This is a genomic window from Fundicoccus culcitae (genome assembly GCF_024661895.1).
Classification (GTDB): Bacteria; Bacillota; Bacilli; order Lactobacillales; family Aerococcaceae; genus Fundicoccus_A; species Fundicoccus_A culcitae.
This window is the reverse complement of record NZ_CP102453.1, coordinates 2,308,555-2,325,299: the sequence shown is the minus strand read 5'-3', so window position 1 is coordinate 2,325,299 and position 16,745 is coordinate 2,308,555. Positions and strand designations below refer to the sequence as shown.

At 34.5% G+C, this 16,745-nt stretch carries 19 protein-coding genes and 1 riboswitch; all 19 genes read right to left on the bottom strand.

Going from position 1 to position 16,745, the window contains the following annotated elements:
- Window positions 1–3 precede the first annotated feature (3 nt).
- On the bottom strand, window positions 4–999 hold the full coding sequence (locus tag NRE15_RS10555; protein ID WP_313792842.1) for a FecCD family ABC transporter permease: 996 nt from the start codon (window positions 997–999) through the stop codon (window positions 4–6).
- Between the two features lie 56 nt (window positions 1,000–1,055).
- Window positions 1,056–1,994 (bottom strand): ABC transporter substrate-binding protein, encoded by a 939-nt coding sequence (locus NRE15_RS10550; protein WP_313792841.1) that lies wholly within the window; start codon window positions 1,992–1,994, stop codon window positions 1,056–1,058.
- Between the two features lie 88 nt (window positions 1,995–2,082).
- Window positions 2,083–2,265: riboswitch (cobalamin riboswitch) on the bottom strand.
- A 59-nt stretch (window positions 2,266–2,324) separates the two neighbouring features.
- Window positions 2,325–2,885 (bottom strand): histidine phosphatase family protein, encoded by a 561-nt coding sequence (locus NRE15_RS10545; RefSeq protein ID WP_313792840.1) that lies wholly within the window; start codon window positions 2,883–2,885, stop codon window positions 2,325–2,327.
- Complete coding sequence (locus tag NRE15_RS10540) at window positions 2,885–3,373, bottom strand: ECF transporter S component (RefSeq protein ID WP_313792839.1); 489 nt, start codon at window positions 3,371–3,373, stop codon at window positions 2,885–2,887. The genes NRE15_RS10545 and NRE15_RS10540 overlap by 1 nt, the downstream gene beginning before the upstream one ends.
- 12 nt (window positions 3,374–3,385) lie before the next feature.
- Window positions 3,386–4,477: an oxidoreductase gene (locus NRE15_RS10535; RefSeq protein ID WP_313792838.1), complete on the bottom strand. Its 1,092-nt coding sequence runs from the start codon at window positions 4,475–4,477 to the stop codon at window positions 3,386–3,388.
- Between the two features lie 10 nt (window positions 4,478–4,487).
- Complete coding sequence (gene eutH / locus NRE15_RS10530) at window positions 4,488–5,588, bottom strand: ethanolamine utilization protein EutH (RefSeq protein WP_313792837.1); 1,101 nt, start codon at window positions 5,586–5,588, stop codon at window positions 4,488–4,490.
- A gap of 13 nt (window positions 5,589–5,601) precedes the next feature.
- Window positions 5,602–5,871, bottom strand: a complete 270-nt coding sequence (locus tag NRE15_RS10525; RefSeq protein WP_313792836.1) for a EutN/CcmL family microcompartment protein — start codon at window positions 5,869–5,871, stop codon at window positions 5,602–5,604.
- A complete protein-coding gene (locus NRE15_RS10520) occupies window positions 5,868–6,506 on the bottom strand; it encodes a hypothetical protein (RefSeq protein ID WP_313792835.1) in 639 nt (212 codons plus the stop codon). Before NRE15_RS10520 ends, NRE15_RS10525 begins: the two co-directional genes overlap by 4 nt.
- Window positions 6,507–6,516: 10 nt before the next feature.
- Window positions 6,517–7,140 (bottom strand): ethanolamine utilization phosphate acetyltransferase EutD, encoded by a 624-nt coding sequence (gene eutD, locus NRE15_RS10515; RefSeq protein ID WP_313792834.1) that lies wholly within the window; start codon window positions 7,138–7,140, stop codon window positions 6,517–6,519.
- Between the two features lie 3 nt (window positions 7,141–7,143).
- Window positions 7,144–7,797, bottom strand: a complete 654-nt coding sequence (locus NRE15_RS10510) for a hypothetical protein (protein WP_313792833.1) — start codon at window positions 7,795–7,797, stop codon at window positions 7,144–7,146.
- A 97-nt stretch (window positions 7,798–7,894) separates the two neighbouring features.
- Window positions 7,895–8,182 carry a BMC domain-containing protein gene (locus tag NRE15_RS10505; protein ID WP_313792832.1) on the bottom strand — a complete coding sequence of 96 codons (288 nt, stop codon included), beginning with the start codon at window positions 8,180–8,182 and terminating at the stop codon, window positions 7,895–7,897.
- Between the two features lie 18 nt (window positions 8,183–8,200).
- A complete protein-coding gene (locus NRE15_RS10500; protein ID WP_313792831.1) occupies window positions 8,201–9,676 on the bottom strand; it encodes an acetaldehyde dehydrogenase (acetylating) in 1,476 nt (491 codons plus the stop codon).
- On the bottom strand, window positions 9,673–10,299 hold the full coding sequence (locus NRE15_RS10495) for a BMC domain-containing protein (protein ID WP_313792830.1): 627 nt from the start codon (window positions 10,297–10,299) through the stop codon (window positions 9,673–9,675). The genes NRE15_RS10500 and NRE15_RS10495 overlap by 4 nt, the downstream gene beginning before the upstream one ends.
- Before the next feature lie 12 nt (window positions 10,300–10,311).
- Window positions 10,312–10,965 carry an ethanolamine utilization microcompartment protein EutL gene (gene eutL / locus NRE15_RS10490; protein ID WP_313792829.1) on the bottom strand — a complete coding sequence of 218 codons (654 nt, stop codon included), beginning with the start codon at window positions 10,963–10,965 and terminating at the stop codon, window positions 10,312–10,314.
- Window positions 10,966–10,967: 2 nt separating this feature from the next.
- Complete coding sequence (gene eutC, locus NRE15_RS10485) at window positions 10,968–11,927, bottom strand: ethanolamine ammonia-lyase subunit EutC (RefSeq protein ID WP_313792828.1); 960 nt, start codon at window positions 11,925–11,927, stop codon at window positions 10,968–10,970.
- Window positions 11,928–11,937: 10 nt separating this feature from the next.
- Complete coding sequence (locus NRE15_RS10480; protein WP_313792827.1) at window positions 11,938–13,311, bottom strand: ethanolamine ammonia-lyase subunit EutB; 1,374 nt, start codon at window positions 13,309–13,311, stop codon at window positions 11,938–11,940.
- Window positions 13,312–13,327: 16 nt separating this feature from the next.
- On the bottom strand, window positions 13,328–14,749 hold the full coding sequence (eutA, locus tag NRE15_RS10475; RefSeq protein ID WP_313792826.1) for an ethanolamine ammonia-lyase reactivating factor EutA: 1,422 nt from the start codon (window positions 14,747–14,749) through the stop codon (window positions 13,328–13,330).
- A 10-nt stretch (window positions 14,750–14,759) separates the two neighbouring features.
- On the bottom strand, window positions 14,760–16,181 hold the full coding sequence (locus NRE15_RS10470) for a histidine kinase N-terminal domain-containing protein (RefSeq protein WP_313792825.1): 1,422 nt from the start codon (window positions 16,179–16,181) through the stop codon (window positions 14,760–14,762).
- A complete protein-coding gene (locus tag NRE15_RS10465) occupies window positions 16,171–16,686 on the bottom strand; it encodes an ANTAR domain-containing response regulator (RefSeq protein ID WP_390887199.1) in 516 nt (171 codons plus the stop codon). The genes NRE15_RS10470 and NRE15_RS10465 overlap by 11 nt, the downstream gene beginning before the upstream one ends.
- Between the last annotated feature and the right edge of the window lie 59 nt (window positions 16,687–16,745).

Sequence of the window (16,745 nt, the reverse complement as noted above, 5' to 3'; positions counted from 1 at the left end):
GACCTAGGACCTCCTTCTAGAGAATATAACTAGAAATAATACTGAACCAATCAATGCAGTAATTACCCCAATGGGTAATTCTGTTGGACTAAACAAAGTCCTAGATATTAAATCGGTAATCATTAAGAATATAGCTCCTATAAAGCAAGTCATAGGGAGTACAATTTTGTGATTAGACCCAAAAATTAATCTAGTTATATGTGGGATAATTAATCCTACGAATCCAATATTTCCTCCTACTGCAACTGCTGTCCCAATCAGCGCAGATGAACATAAGAATAAGAGGATTCGTATTTTCTTAACATCAACACCTAAATTTCTAGCTTGATCTTCACCTAAAGAAAAAGCATTCAGCTCCTCAGCGTTGGTTAGAGCGATTACTCCAAAAATAATTATTGCTACTAATAAAAGAGTTGCATTCTCATAAGTCGAACCTGATAATGATCCCATGGTCCAGAATATAATTCTCTGTATATCATTATTAAATATAGCTATTAACAAACTAATCAAACTACTAGCTGTCATTGAAAAGATAACCCCTACTAAAATTACAGTATTGTTAGATAAGGTTTTATCGATTCGATAAGATATACTAAGAATTACTACTAAGGATCCAAAAGCAAATATAATCGCCATAATAACGGTCCCATAATAAGGAAGTCTAGGTATGTTAAATCCCGTTACAATAGCAATTACAGCCCCTAATGAAGCCCCACTAGAAATCCCTAAGGTTGACCCATCAGCTAATGGATTTTTTAACAGCCCTTGCATAATTGCTCCTGAAAGCGCGAGCGCAACCCCGACTAAACCAGCCACAATAACTCTCGGGATTCGTATATAATATATAATACGGTCATATTGATTATTTAGTTCTTGACCAGTAATCAATGCTTTAAAAGAATGAAGAATATCCTCTATAGGAATCGTTACACTCCCAATACTCACACATAAAATAAAAACAGCTAGATAAATAGTAATTGCTAGACTATACTTCCTCATAATAATCAATCTCCCGACAAATAAACCTGCTAAAAATAGCAGGTTTATTAAAGTGTTTATTCACCATAGACAAACTCATACAGAGTTATTATAGCATCCATTAACCGAGGTCCAGGTCTAGTAAATTCATCTGAATTCGCTTGAAAAACATTACCAGATTCAATTGCAGATATAGCATCCCAACCATTACGTCCTAATATTTCTTCAACTGGATTAGAGCCTTCAAATGGCATAGTTGTTGTAATGATATAATCAGGATTTTTTTCTAGAACTTGTTCTTCTGAGATTTCAGCCCATCCATCAACTTCACTGAATACATTTTCTAGATTTAGCATTTGACCTATCTCATCCATGAAAGTATTTTGACCACCCGTCCATAGACCAAATTCTAAAGGTGAAATTTCGTAATAAATACTTAAATTTTCTTTGTTACCTTCATCGGCTTTTTGACTATATTCTTCGAAAGTATTTTGCATATCTTCTATTAATAAGTTAGCTTCTTCTTCATATCCAACTATTAGTCCTAATAGTTCAATAGAATCATATACCTCTTCAATTGTTGAAGCATCTGTAGTAATAACTTTGATGCCCGTTTCTTCTAACTGACTCATTTGATCCTCAGATTGATTCATTGTTGTAGTGATTACAACTTCTGGATTTAAAGCAATGATTTCTTCTAAGTTCATGTTTTCACCAGTTGCAAATTGAGGGATATCTTCAACTTCTTCTGTTGGATAGTCTACGTATTCACCTCTACCAATAATCACGTCTCCTGCACCTAACGAGAATAATATTTCAGCATTTGACGGTTGTAAAACAACAATACGTGTAGCTGGGCCTTCAAGTACAATTTCTCGTCCCGCCATATCTGTTATAGTAATTTCTTCTGTATCTGTCGCATGAACTTGAATTGAAGTTGTTAATAAATTAACCCCCAACAAAGTGACTAAAATAACCAATAAACTTTTTATAGAAATTGTTTTAAACTTTTTCATTTTTATCCTCCATATCTTTTTGAAGGAATAGATGTTGTCAGAATATTATATTCAATTTGAAAGAACTTACACCTATCCCCAGCGGTAAATAATACAATCAATATATTCAGGTCTCCCGACTTAGTTTCATCCTACTAGGATTGCCTTCCCATTTTCACAGTGGCTTTAAAATCCTTTCGTCTACTTCACGGTTACTGGGTTAGTTCAGAATTCACATCTGATTCCCTCGATAAATTATCGGCTGTTAAGCGAATATATTGCATATTTCAATTTAAAATCAATATTCCTCCTTTCACAATCATTTAATTAAGAACTAATGCCTAAAGGTTGTTATATGGAATATGTATATATCATACCGCTTTCAATTTTTATATCCCAATATTCAATATCTTTTTCAAAGAAACTTGAAATTATCTCACGAATTACCCCGCCATGTCCTATAAATAAGATGTTATCTGATTCATTAACAGAATTTATTAAATGGATGAACTCCTTGTTTACCCTATCTTGGAAATCTTCATATGATTCAGCATCTAAAGGATTGGTATTTAATGGATTATTTACGAAACTTTTCCACACTTCAGGATAAAGTAATTCAATTTCATCAGCATCAAGTTTTTCCCAAGTTCCAAAATTTCTTTCATTATAATTGTCAATCGTTTCTATTTTAATATTCTGTATATTATTTTGGTTTATGATTACATTCGCACTTAGTGCTGTTCGCTGTAACCCAGAAACAATGATTCGATCGAATTTATACTTCTTAAGTTTAATGGCTAAACTCTTCATTTGGTTAATTCCGGTCAAATTTAGTGGAACATCTGTAATCCCATAGTATTTCTTCAGTCTATTTAATTCTGTCTCACCATGACGAACAAAAAATATATTCATCAGATTTCGATCCTCATAACTGTATTTTCTGGTAGTGCAACATAAACCAATTCAGCCACTACAATATTCACAATAGACCCTAAGATTAACGGTGGCGTCAAAGCAGCTAAAGTAGGCAACCCTAATATCGGGATTAATGGAATCTGTGCAATAAATACATTGAAAATAAAAGCTATGATATCACTAAGAATAATAATTGATTTTTTCTTCTTCCCGAGTTGACGAATATTTCCAAAAATAAACATCGTTAATGCCATCATAACACCAATAATAAGATGAACTATAAATGATAAAGGAAATCCAGCGATTATCGCTGAAATTATATGACCCATAAAAGCAAGAATTGCTCCTAATAAGGGGTTCAATAAAATGGTTCCTAAAATTGCAGGTGCTAAATCCAATGCAATTGAACCGAATATTTTAACATAGCCACCTATTATACTTAAAGCGATTAAGCAACTTAATAGTACAATTTGTTTAGTTTTCATTTTAATCACCTACTAATCATTTACTAGATATAAATTGGGGTAATCTAACATCATTTTTTTTATTCCTGAAGGTAATCGTAAACTATCTAGTTCACTTATTAAGTTCTTTTCTTTGATTTTATCATTATTATTGAGTATTTTTAATGGCCATTCTGAGTCAATAATAGATGCATTAGCTACAGATACTAAAGGAACAGAATCTAATAATTGATCAACATTCGATTTGTTTCTAACTCCTCCACATCCTATCAGAGTTGTTGACAGCTTAAGTGAATTAATGGACTTAATAATTGGGACACCATCTAATGATTCTTTATTATAATCTGATAAAGAAAGATGAAAGTAGTCCAGAGGCATCTCATCTAAAATCTTCAATAATTTTAATGTGTCATTCATTCTAATCCCTGGAGTTTCATACTCTTCTGGAGAAAATCGGAAACCCAAAATAAAATTTTTATTAGTATACTTTTCAATAACTCTATTCATATGAGTTATCAACTCTCTAATAAATCGTGTACGTTTCTCAAATGTTCCTCCCCATTTATCAGTTCTTCTATTTGAATGAGGTGAGAAAAATTGTTGTACTAGATAAGTATTTGCTCCATGTATTTCAACACCATCAAAACCTAACTTTATTGCTTTTAAAGTCGCGTTACAAAAGTCATCAATAATCTGCTCAATTTCCAAATTCGATAATTGTCTTGGGAACGATGCAAAACTTCTAGCTATTGGAACCTCACTAGGTGCAACCGGTTGATGATTACGAATGAAGGAAGGTTCAGCAAGTCTCCCCGCATGATACAATTGTAAGATTGCTTTAGCATCACATTTATGAATCACTTCAGCTAATTCCTGAAGTGATTCATCTACTTCCTGATCATATATGTTCCAACCTTTGTCAAAGCCAGTTCCTAGGATAGATACAGATTGTGAACCGACTATGACTGCACTAAACCCTTTTGAATAATATTCAAAGAAATCTAAATCTTCTTTTGAGATTGCTCCATTGCTCTCTGCACTACTTGTTGTCATGGGTGCCATCATTAACCTATTTTTCAATACAAAATTTTCTTTTAACTGTATTGAATGATTTGCTTTACCCATCATACAATACCTATACCGACTCTAATTGTTCAGGTTTATTTATCTTATTAATAAAGAATATGGCAACAATAACGGCAGTCACACCACCCACTAACTTGGCAATAATCATCGGTGTGATAAATTCTGGTGCAACCCCAGCCGTAAACCCTAAATGATCTCCAATAGTGAAGGATGCAGATACGGCAAAAGCAACATTAATAATTTTACCTTTATAATCCATATCTTTTAATGTTTTGAACATTGCAATATTATTTGCTAAAGTGGCAATTAACCCTGCTGCTGCTACTTCATTCATTCCTAAAGCATTACCAATTTTAAGTAATTGTTTACCAAATACTTTTGTAATAATATAAACTAAACCATAAGCTCCAGCTAATGTAACTGCTATTCCACCAACAGTTTCAAAAGCCACGCTTAAAGAGTCTTGATTATCAAACACTTTAACACCAACTAGTAAGTCAAATGCACCAATGACTAACCCTATGGTTGCAATGGCTACAATAATTTTCCCAAAAATGATAAATCCTTTAATCATTGCATTTGGGATTAGCCATAAACCAAGCGCAATTAGTAGAGCAAATATAATAATTGGTACTAAATTTTGAATGACATCGCCAAAACTTAAACCGATTAGAAGCCCACCTACAATTGCACCAAGAGGAATCGTTATAATTCCATATAATATCCCTTGAGCTAACACAGGTCGGTCTTCTTCTTCAATAATCCCTAACGCAACTGGAATTGTAAATACTAAAGTTGGACCCATTAACGCCCCTAAAATTAACCCTGAGAATCCCATAATAATCGGATCGTTTGTCATTTGACTTGCAAGGAAGTAACCTCCCATATCATTAGCAAGTATAGTTCCAGCAAACATAGCTGGATCTGCTCCAAAAAATTCAAACAAAGGGACAATTATAGGGCTCAACCAATCAGAGAGTTTAGGTGCTAACACAATTATCCCAGCCATGGATAAGGTTAGTGATCCCATCGCCATGATTCCTTCTTCGAATTGCTCTCCTAGACCAAGTCGATTACCAAAAATCTTATCAATACCTCCAATAGCCATTATGATAACCATAATCCATACGATGATTTCATTAATACTCATAAGTCACTTCCTTTCACTCTATATAATCCATCTTATCAATGATACCAACAATAACCATATCTACAGGCACTTCTTGACGATTGAGTGAAATCCTTGCTGAACTTCCTGTAGTAATTAATACTTCATCCTCAATACCAGCACCTACATTATCGACAGCTATAATCAATTCATCGCTATAAGCATGTTTATTTAATTGTTTTTTTACAACGAGAAATTTCAATCCATTTAATTTTTCATCTTTACGTGTTGCCCAAAGATTTCCAACAACTTTACCAATGATCATTCTATCCCTCTTTTCTTTACCTGGATATTTAGATCATTCAAATAATCTTTTGCTAAATCCGTTATAATAACACCTTTATCAATCTCGAAAATTTCATTTCTATTTAAAGACATACTTTGGATATCTTTTAAGGTAATTAATTTTTTCTTCTTTTGAGTTTTACTAACTTGTTCCTGTCTTGTATTGCCTATAGAAAAAAAAGAATCATCGACAATTTGAATCCCTAAACTCTTTAGGTCATTAACATGTTGAGTATAACGTCTTTTAAAATAATTACTCGCCTTATTACCAAATTCTTGAATGATATTTGACAATAAATATACCGTTTTATTATTCGAAATATAATCTAATATTAATTCTTCGTCTTTATTAATCGGCATAACATTAGCAAGTCTAGGTATTGAATACGGGTTAATCTGGGTAATAACTAGGACATCCGCAACATTTACATCTTTTTTATAATAACCAAGTTGACAAAAATAGTTGTTAATGGCCGGTTGGTCTTCTCCTAAAGTGGCATAAGAAAGTTTAGATTGTTCATCTTCTAATATTTTGGGAATGTCATTTGGGTATTTTTGAATGGCTACCATCACTCTCTTGGTCACTTCATCCACTAAATCTTCTAAATGATTCATTCTATCATTCCTATCTTAAAATTCTTCCGCGTGTTCCCTTTGTGAACCCACATGCATTAGCTTCATCATAATCAATATGCATAAAGGTCCTGAATTTAGGACTTATCCGTACAACAACATCGTCGAAAATTAGAGGTCTTTCACTATTCACCTGTACTTTGACTACTTCTTGATCAGTAACATTTAACTTCTTAGCATCTTTTTCATTAACATGAATATGACGTTTCGCGACAATTAATCCATGATCCATTACATAGATTTTTGAGCCGTTCATTAAAATAATTCCAGCAGTCCCTTTAGTGTCCCCACTCAACCGTAATTTGGCTTTTGCACCTAAAGCACGAGCATCAGTAAGTGAAACTTCAACTTGACTTTCTTTCCTTACTGGTCCTAATATACTAACATTATGAAACACACCACTAGGTCCAATGATACTAATTCTTTCAGTAGCTGCATATTGTCCTGGTTGAGATAGATATTTTTTTGGTGTCAGTTCATATCCTTCACCAAACAAAGCATCCACTGCCTCTCGGGAAAGATGTATGTGTCTACCGCTTGCTTCGATTTCAAAACTGTTATTTATTTCTTGCTCAACTCTTTGAGCGACTGTATCTATTATTTCTTCCATTCTCATTAGCTATATTCCTCCTCTACTCTTCTCAATCTGGTACACTACCAAGCAAGTATCTACTAGCCATTGAAACCATATTTTCCAGTTATGATTCAAGTAACGTTCTTCTCTAGCAATTATCTCATAAATGCCTGTTCGAACATTGATATACAATTCAAAAAATCTTAAAGATAAATCACTGTCCATATAAGTTGGATAAGCGTTTCTATCGATTTGATCGAGTAGATTTGAGTAATTGGCGTAAAAACTGTCACGTTGATTAGTATTAATAATAACCTCGCCATTATTAAGCACCAACTGCTTTAACTGTTTTAGCATGTCAATGAGTCTACTTAACTGATTAAATAAATCAACTTCATCTAGACATTCTTTCTGCATAATCGTTGCTTTTACTATAAGCTTATCAAGTTTACTCGAGATGATAAGTAATGATGGATTAAATGATTCTTCCATCTGTAAACGCTCCTTATTATCTTGATTAACTTTTACTGGTGTTTGTATAGAGTACTCGTCTGCAATTAATTTAATCCGCTTCTCTTTGAGATAGGATTTTGCGGATGGTGTTATGATGGTATTTTTTTCAATCACTAACTCGCGTGATTGTTTTAGATTTGTTTTTTTTAACAATTCTCTTATTTTTGATTCTGTAAGAAGCCCCATTTCATTACACTTCCTATAAAAAAAAGCTGAAACAAGATTGTCTCAGCCTTTAGAATGATTGTCCTAAATCAGGACTGAGTGAATATTATTAAATTGATTATTCACTAATTTTATAAGCTGGTAAAATAGCATCAACTTCAGAATGCGGACGTGGAATAACGTGAACTGAAACTAATTCACCAACAGACTCAGCTGCTGCAGCTCCGGCATCAGTTGCTGCTTTAACTGCACCAACGTCACCACGAACCATAACAGTTACTAATCCTCCACCAACATGTTCTTTACCAATTAATGTTACGTTTGCTGCTTTAACCATTGCATCTGCTGCCTCAATTGCTGCTACCAAACCTTTTGTTTCGATCATACCTAATGCATTACTTGCCATAATAAATTCCTCCTAATTTTATTTTAATTTTTCTAATACTTTTTCAACCAATAAATCTAATAATTGGTTTTCATCGAAATTAAATTCTTTATCCAATTTATTATTTGTTACAATGTTTTCTTCCCGCTTAATGTCATCCAATTCTCTTACGCCCCATGCAACACGTCTAATGTCCATTAGATTTGCTGGACCAATATTATCAGATGTTGAACTTCCTCCAACAGACCCACAGCCTAAAGTTAATGCTGGGAAAATATTCGTTGTAGCGCCTATCCCTCCTAATGTTGCAGATGTATTTATTAACAAGCGAGATACAGGAGCATGTAATGAAAATTCTTTGATAATAGCCTCATCATAAGAATGTAATCCCATTGTATGTCCAGCACCCTCTTGATTTAATATCTCAATAGATAATTTTAATGCATCTTGCCAACTATCCACTGTATAGAAGGCTAAGATCGTACCAAGTTTCTCACGTGAATAAGGTGCATGTAAACCAACCCGTGATTCCTCAGCGATTAACACTTTAGCTGTTGTTGGCACTTTTATCCCCGCTAAATCAGCAATGTGCTGAGGAGATTTACCTACAATAGCTGGATTCATACGTCCATCTGGTCGTAAGATATACTTCTCTAGTTTGCTAGCATCTTCTTTCGGTAAAAAGTAAGCCCCTTGTTTCTTCAGCTCATTAACTACTTTATCTTTATTATTCTTTTCAACAATAACTGATTGTTCTGAGGCACAAACAGTTCCGTAATCAAATGTTTTTGATTCTATGATTTGTTTAACTGCTAAAGAGACATTAGCACTCTTTTCTATGAAGGCAGGTCCATTACCAGGTCCGACGCCAATCGCTGGTGTTCCAGATGAATATGCGGCTTTAACCATTGCTGATCCACCGGTAGCCAAAATTAAGTTGGTATCATTGTTTGTCATCAATTCGTTTGTGCCATCCATAGTAATATTATCTATGACACTAATCGCTCCATCTGGCAAACCAACTTCTTTCCCTGCTTCTACCATAATTCGAACAGTTTCTTGAATAGACTTTTTAGCACTTGGATGCGGTGAGAATACAATCGAATTTGCAGTTTTTAAAGAGATTAAGGCTTTATAGATGACCGTTGATGTTGGATTGGTAGATGGTACCAAACCTGCAATAACACCTTTCGGTACTGCCACTTCTGTAACTTTTTTCTCTTTATCTTCATTGATAATTCCAATGGTCTGCATTCCGTCCATTGCTTCTGTTACTGTTTTAGAAGCAAAAGCGTTTTTAATTATTTTATCTTCCCACTTACCAAAGCCAGTTTCTTCGCAAGCCATCTTAGCTAATTTTTCTCGATTTGAATAGGCTGCTTTTGATAGCACTTTTACAATCGTATCTATTTCTTCTTGCGATTTTTTTGCTAATTCTAATTGAGCTGTTTTTGCCTTAGATATAAGTTGTCGCGTTTCTTGTATAGATGCTAAATCTTTGTATTCCAAGCTCATTCATCAATTCCCCCTTCAGCACTTAGTATATCTATTAATTTTTCTTTCGTTGCAAATTTTATTTCTGCTTTTTCTATGCCTGCCACATTATTTTTATAAGCTAAAGTTCTTAGTTGAGTTACTTTTAAACTCCACAATTCTTCTCTCGTTAATGGAGTAGAATATGTCACTTGATCATTAACTTCACTCATTTCTTGAGTCGTTTCCGTTTCAAGTGTATTTTCTTTCAATGTTGCTTCTGGAGCTTTCTGCATTTCTTCAGACTCAATTTCTTCCTTTGCTTCTTCCATTACATGTTCAGGTGCTTGTTCCTCTTTTATAAAGTTATTTAGCGTTTCTTTGTTTTCAAAACTTTTCATAATCATCTGCTCTACTTGCTCATCCAGTCTAGCGATAACATGACTTGAAATGAGGCTATTCGTGTTCGTCAATGCATTCACTCCTGCTTCTACGGCTGATTGGATGGCTGCGACATCACCGAATAACTCGACTGTTGTTAATACACCCCGAATGGTTTGGTTGCCAATCAATTTCACATCAGATGCTTTTAAGGCAGCATCCATTGCAACCATGGCAGAGAGCAAGCCTTTCACTTCAATTAAACCTAGTGCTTTAGACACCATCTACGCACCTCCTTAATAAACTAAAGGATTATTTGCAACAGATATAACTGCTTGAGCAAAGGCTTCACATGCTGCTGTACAAGCTGACTGAGACCCTGTTAATAAGGCGCCCCCAAAGTTTGTTTCGGTTGGTGGCTCATATAGAACAGCTAATTCAACATCGGCCGCCTTCAATGCAGCATCTAAAGCATACATTGCTTCTAGTGGCGGAGCTATGAGATAGGCAATTGCTTCCCCTTCTCTAACGCCGGCTACTTCAGATAAATAAGTTCCACAACGAGACACATTATGCGCAAAGTAAATCACTGAATTGTCTTCATTGGCGCTATAGAAACTCGCTTCAGTTTCAATGACTTGCTTCGCTGCATCTAATCCACTTCTAACTTCAGCTGGAGAAGGTCCCGCTATAATACCAATAACTTCACCTGCTAATTTTGTATTTGCATTATCTGCTCCAGCGTATAAGCTTTTACCGTACACGACATCAACGGCTGCTTTTTTCGTAGCCTCATCTAATGCTACATACGTCACATCATCTGAATCAGATGTGATAATCCCAATACTTTTTTGATTGTCTTTCAAATTTAACTTTTCTGCTAAAGCTTTGTCGACATTTGGTATCATCTTTACACTAAGAACATTTGCGCCTAATCGTTCTTTTATCATTATTAGCCCCCCTTAGAGACTTTCTTTAGATCAACTCCCGAAGCCTTAACGTCTAGCATCTCTTTAATTAAATCTGCAATATACGCTCCAGCTTCTACGGCAGGAGTACCTTGGCCATGGATATTTGAAATAACTGTTCTTCTAGCTTCTGGCATTCCAATTGTTGGTTTATAAGCGACATATGCACTCATTGATTCTGCTGTTACTAATCCCGGACGCTCTCCTATAAGTAGACAAACTACTTTTGCTCCAGTATACTCACCAATTGGATCCATTGCTGGTACACGACAATGTTTAACAAAAACGATATCTCCAAAATCTAAGTTATGTGTTTTTAATCCCTGCTTAATTGATGGAATAATATCACGTATGTTCGCTCCAATTGCTGCAGAACTTAAACCATCTCCAACAACAATTGCGATATCTGCATTTTTTGGTATCGTATCGGTAATTTTTTTCATTTCTTCGTCTGAAAATTTTCTACCTAAGTCTGGTCGTGTAATATATGTATCTTTATCTCCACACATTGTTTCAACAGGAACGAAATTCATCTCTTTTATCAACTCATCATCAACATATGAGAAGACAGCATCTTGTGCAGCTGCATGGTCTGCTCTAAAACGAAGAACAGGTTCAGTTTTATAACGAGTTCCTGCACGACCAAGACCCAATCTAGCAGGTGTGTTTTTCTTCATTCTTAAATAGCCATCTTTGTCCTGAGCATTCTCAACTAAGAATTGTTCTCGAATATTTACCTCAGTGATATCATCTAAAACTTTGTCTTCAATTTCAGTGTTATCTGGGGTTTTCGAAGGTGTTTCAATAAGATTAACATCAACTGGGGCTTCATCTTTCACTTCAGCGGAATGATGATTAGGTTCCTTAGCTACTAAGATTTCGTTGTCTTCAACAAAATCCGTTAATATAGAACGAATAAGTTCTTTCAATTCTTTTTGTTCCACTATCTCACTCCTATCTTTTATTTTTTAAGAATACTGACGCATCACCAGCTAAACTCGTTAATGCACCGTTATCCATAAAGCCCATTTTCTCCAACCATAATTCAAACTCTTTAATAGGACGCTTGTTAAGTAAGCTACGGATGGTAGCTGTTTCATGATAGCCGGTTGTTTGATAATTTAACATCACGTCATCCCCATTAGGTATACCCATTATAAAGTTAACACCAGCAACACCTAACAATACCGCTAAATTCTCAGCATCATTTTGATCTGCTTTCATATGGTTGGTATAACATACATCTACACCCATCGAAATACCAGTTAGTTTACCCATAAAATGGTCTTCTAAACCGGCACGAATAACTTGCTTAGAGTCATATAAATACTCTGGTCCGATGAACCCTACTACTGTGTTAACTAAGAAAGGATCAAATTCTTTAGCAAATCCATAACATCTTGCCTCCATCGTCACTTGATCAACATCGTGATGGGCATCCGATGACAACTCAGACCCTTGTCCAGTCTCAAAATACATAACGTTTGGTCCAACAGCTGTTCCAGTTTTTAAGGCCATATCTTTGGCTTCTGCAAGCATCTTTGCGTCAATACCAAAGGCGGTATTGCCTTTTTCTGAACCGGAAATTGACTGAAAAACAAGTCCTGTCGGTGCGCCTTGTTCCATTGCTTGCATTTGTGTCGCCACATGCGCAAGGACCACGTGTTGAGTCGGGATCTCCCATTCTTCTATAAAATCATTAAACTCATGTAAAATGCGTTTAACACTATCCGTTCCATCATTAACTGGGTTCAACCCTATTACTGCATCACCAATCCCCATGGATAATCCTTCCATCACCGAAGCCATAATCCCTTCGATGTTATCCGTTGGATGGTTAGGTTGTAATCTTGCTGAGAAAGTCCCTGGTCTACCTATGGTTGTATTAGCTGTTTTCTCAATGGTGATTTTTTGAGCAGCTACAATTAAATCCATATTGGTCATTATTTTACATACCGCTGCCACCATTTCCGAAGTAAGTCCATTTGAAATTCGATGAATATCATAATTGGTTGTATCGTTACTTAAGATCCATTCTCTTAATTCTGAGACAGTCCAGTTTTTAATCCGCTCATATGTTCTAAGATTCACATTATCAATAATAATGCGTGTCACTTCATCTTTTTCATATGGAACTGCTGGATTATTGAAAATATCAGAAAGTTTTAAATTTGCAACAACCGTTTTTGCTGCAACTCTCTCTTCAGCAGACTCGGCAGCTAACCCTGCAAGTTCGTCTCCTGATTTTTCTTCATTTGCTTTGGCCAATGCTTCAAGTACTGACTTAAACTCATAAACACGACCAAACAATCTTGTCTTTAATATCATTTTTCAACCTCCATATTTAATTAAATACTAATGTTTTTATCACAACTGGTAATACTTGTCCTTCTGATATAGGATTACCAATATCAATATAATCACCATCGTTGACATAGATATTATCCAAAACAATAAAATCATCGTTATCTGATAGCAGCGAAAAAAGTGTTTGACCTAATGCTTTCGCCATGTCTTCTTCGATAATAATAACAATAGGATAACCAATTTCAATCAGCTTATTAACGCCTTTCCATATTCTGTTTGCGAGTGATTGGATATATGAAAATGTCGGATTATGCAACCCTTTGAAAGATATCGCAACAGTTTGCTCTTCTGCTTTGAAATCGAACCATTGAATTTTTTTTTCAATAATATTTGCAAGATCTTCGCTCTGTTCCTCTTCTGGTGTCATCTTTACAACTGGAATATTTTTTAAAGGTAGTATATCTCCTCTAAAATGAATTGTACTACCACTTACACTTGTCGTATGTGACCCTGCTCCAACAACCGTTGCACGTATAGTCTCGATGCTTTCTAAAACCTTATAGTGTTTGTAAATCTCTGATTGATAAATACGTCGTCCTAAAATAATTCCAATATCCCCATATCGAAATAACTCACTCTGATTTGTCTCTCGATTGATATAATCTGCAACACCTCCAGAAAAAGATATAAAGTCAGCTTTTAAAGTTGTGTTTAATGACTTATTTGTAATCAATAAATCATAATAGATATTTTTTGAACCAATACCTACAATATTCTGTAAAACATCGATAATAATATCAAGCAACTTATCTAATTCAATGAGATCAATTCTCTTGCCAATCTTTAAATTGATTTTTTCATTTGAAATAATTTCAAGAAATTTTGGAGAAATATACTGAATTATTTGATTCTCATCAACTTTGATTAAACGTCCTCCAATGTCAAAACAGGCTGTATCCACTGTCACTCCATCTTCAAAAATCACTACATTTGTCGTTCCGCCCCCTATGTCTAGGTTTAAAGTTGAACAGTGATTCTTTTCAGAATACGAATGAGCACCCGCACCTTTACCAGCTATAATACTTTCCAAATCCGGTCCAGCTGTTGCAACGACAAAATCTCCAGCATAGCCACTTAAGGCGTCTGCCACGGCTCGTGAATTTTCTTTTCTTACAGTTTCTCCAGTAATAATGATAGCTCCTGTTTGAATATCTTTAGGAGCGATACCCGCTTTCTGATATTGTTCGGTAACAAAAGTTTGAATCTGTTGAGCATCAATGAGGTTATCCTTATCAATCGGTGTAAACATAATCTCACTTTTAAATATGACTTCCTTATCGGTTATTGAAATTCGTGGAATGGAATAAGCAGACGATGTATTTTCTATCCTTAATTCAGATAAAATCATTTGTGTTGTTGAAGTACCTATGTCTATTCCAATACTTAATAAGTTTTTCATTCAATCACTCTTATTCATTTGTTGTATTAATAAAGTTAATTCGGACTAAAGTCCCAGGTTTGTTAGATTCGAATACAATCAAGCCATTTAACTTACTTTTTACAAAACTCGTTACAATTTGTAACCCTAGATTCATATTATCCGATTCAACGAACTTGAAGCCTATCCCATTATCGGAAATCCTTAACTGAATAAATTTATCTTCTTCAGTTGCTTTAACGGTGATATTTGCATCTGCTATGTTAATCTCATTTTCAGGGAAAGCGTGCTCTAATGAATTTTGAACTAATTCGTTAACGATAAGTGCTACAGGAACTGCTAAATCAAAGTCTAAATCTATATTTTCATTAATATCTGTAACCACTCGAATATATCTTTGACTTGAAAAAGAATACATCAAATTATTCACTATAGAATCAATAACCTCTTTAAGATTAATAATATCTTCATTTTTTTTGGATAAAAGTTCGTGTGTTGTTGCAATAGACATAACTCTATTAATACTTTCATTCAAAACTTTCTTCGCTTCCAAAGAATCTGTCCTTCTTGACTGTAAGCGAAGTAATGAGACAATTGTCTGCAAATTATTTTTAACTCTATGATGAATTTCTTGAACAGTTACTAGTTCGTTCTCAATAACAGCTTCTACTTCTTTACGACTTGTTTCGTCTTTTAGAATTTGAATATATTGATTATTTCTGTCTTTAAAAATCTTTTTCTCCAAGAAATAATTCCAAAAACTAATTTCACTTGTTAAAATCTCATCTGCTTCCATTTCTTTAACCTTTTTGAACCTAGAGTTATCAATTGCTAAATTATCATAGTGCAATTGATTAATTGGATTCATATAGCCGATCTCTTTATAAAAATCCCTCGCAGCTTTATTAGAATCAATCAGAATACCTTCAGAATTAAAAATCATAACAATCTCACTTAGTAAATCAATAAGATTCATTAAGCTTGGAGAGTTTGATATATTCTCTTTCCTTTGAGTTTTTTCATCTAGAATATTTTTACTTGTTTCAACACTACTTTCTTCTAAAATCAGCACACCAATAACTTTATCTCGGTAATGTATAGGGTAAGAGGTTTGCTTAATGTAAGTACCTTCTTGCGTTATGGCATACAGGTTTATCGACGGGAGACCTGTTGCTAATGTTCTTAAAGGGCCAGGTTCATCTTTTTTCAAAGCAATTTTCCCTACAACAGTTTCTTTATATAAAGACTCTGTATTTAAAGGCTTTCTGTGCCATACAACAATTGCTTCATCTTGGATAGAGTTCCAAACATCAATAAAGATATCTTGTCCACTGTATTGTTCACCAATCTGAATTTCTTTCGTATAATCAATTAAATAATTAATTTCTTCAGATGACAGAGGTGAATACTTTTGACAGAGATTAGCAATATCTTGATTCACTTTATCTTTCATCGATTAACACCAAAGTTTCTGCAATGTCTATCATCGGTACGCGTTTTTCCATGCTAATCGTTCGAATTTTCTGATAAGCTTCTTCTTCTGTTAAATTTTCAAGATCCATTAACTTGCCTTTAGCTTTTTCAATTGTTTTACGTTCACTTAACTTCTTGTTTAATTTTTTTATTTCTTGTGACATTTGTTTGAACTCTTCACCTTTAGCTAAGGACAGTTCAACCATTGGTATTAATGCACCTTCATTTAAGGGTTTAATTAAGTACCCCGACGCTCCGAATTCTTTGGCTTTTTCTATAAATTTTGTATCACTATAGGCAGTTAATAATATGATGCCAGATGTTAAATCTTCAGCCATAATTCGTTTCGAAGCGGTCAAACCATCTAATAACGGCATTTTAATATCCATAATTACAATATCTGGATGGTGTTTTTGAGCCAATTGTATGGCTTCAAATCCATCCCCTGCCTCAGCTACAACATTGTAGCCAGATTGTTCAAGCATATCTCTAATATCTAAACGTATAATTGGCTCGTCATCTACGACTAATATTTTTTTCAATC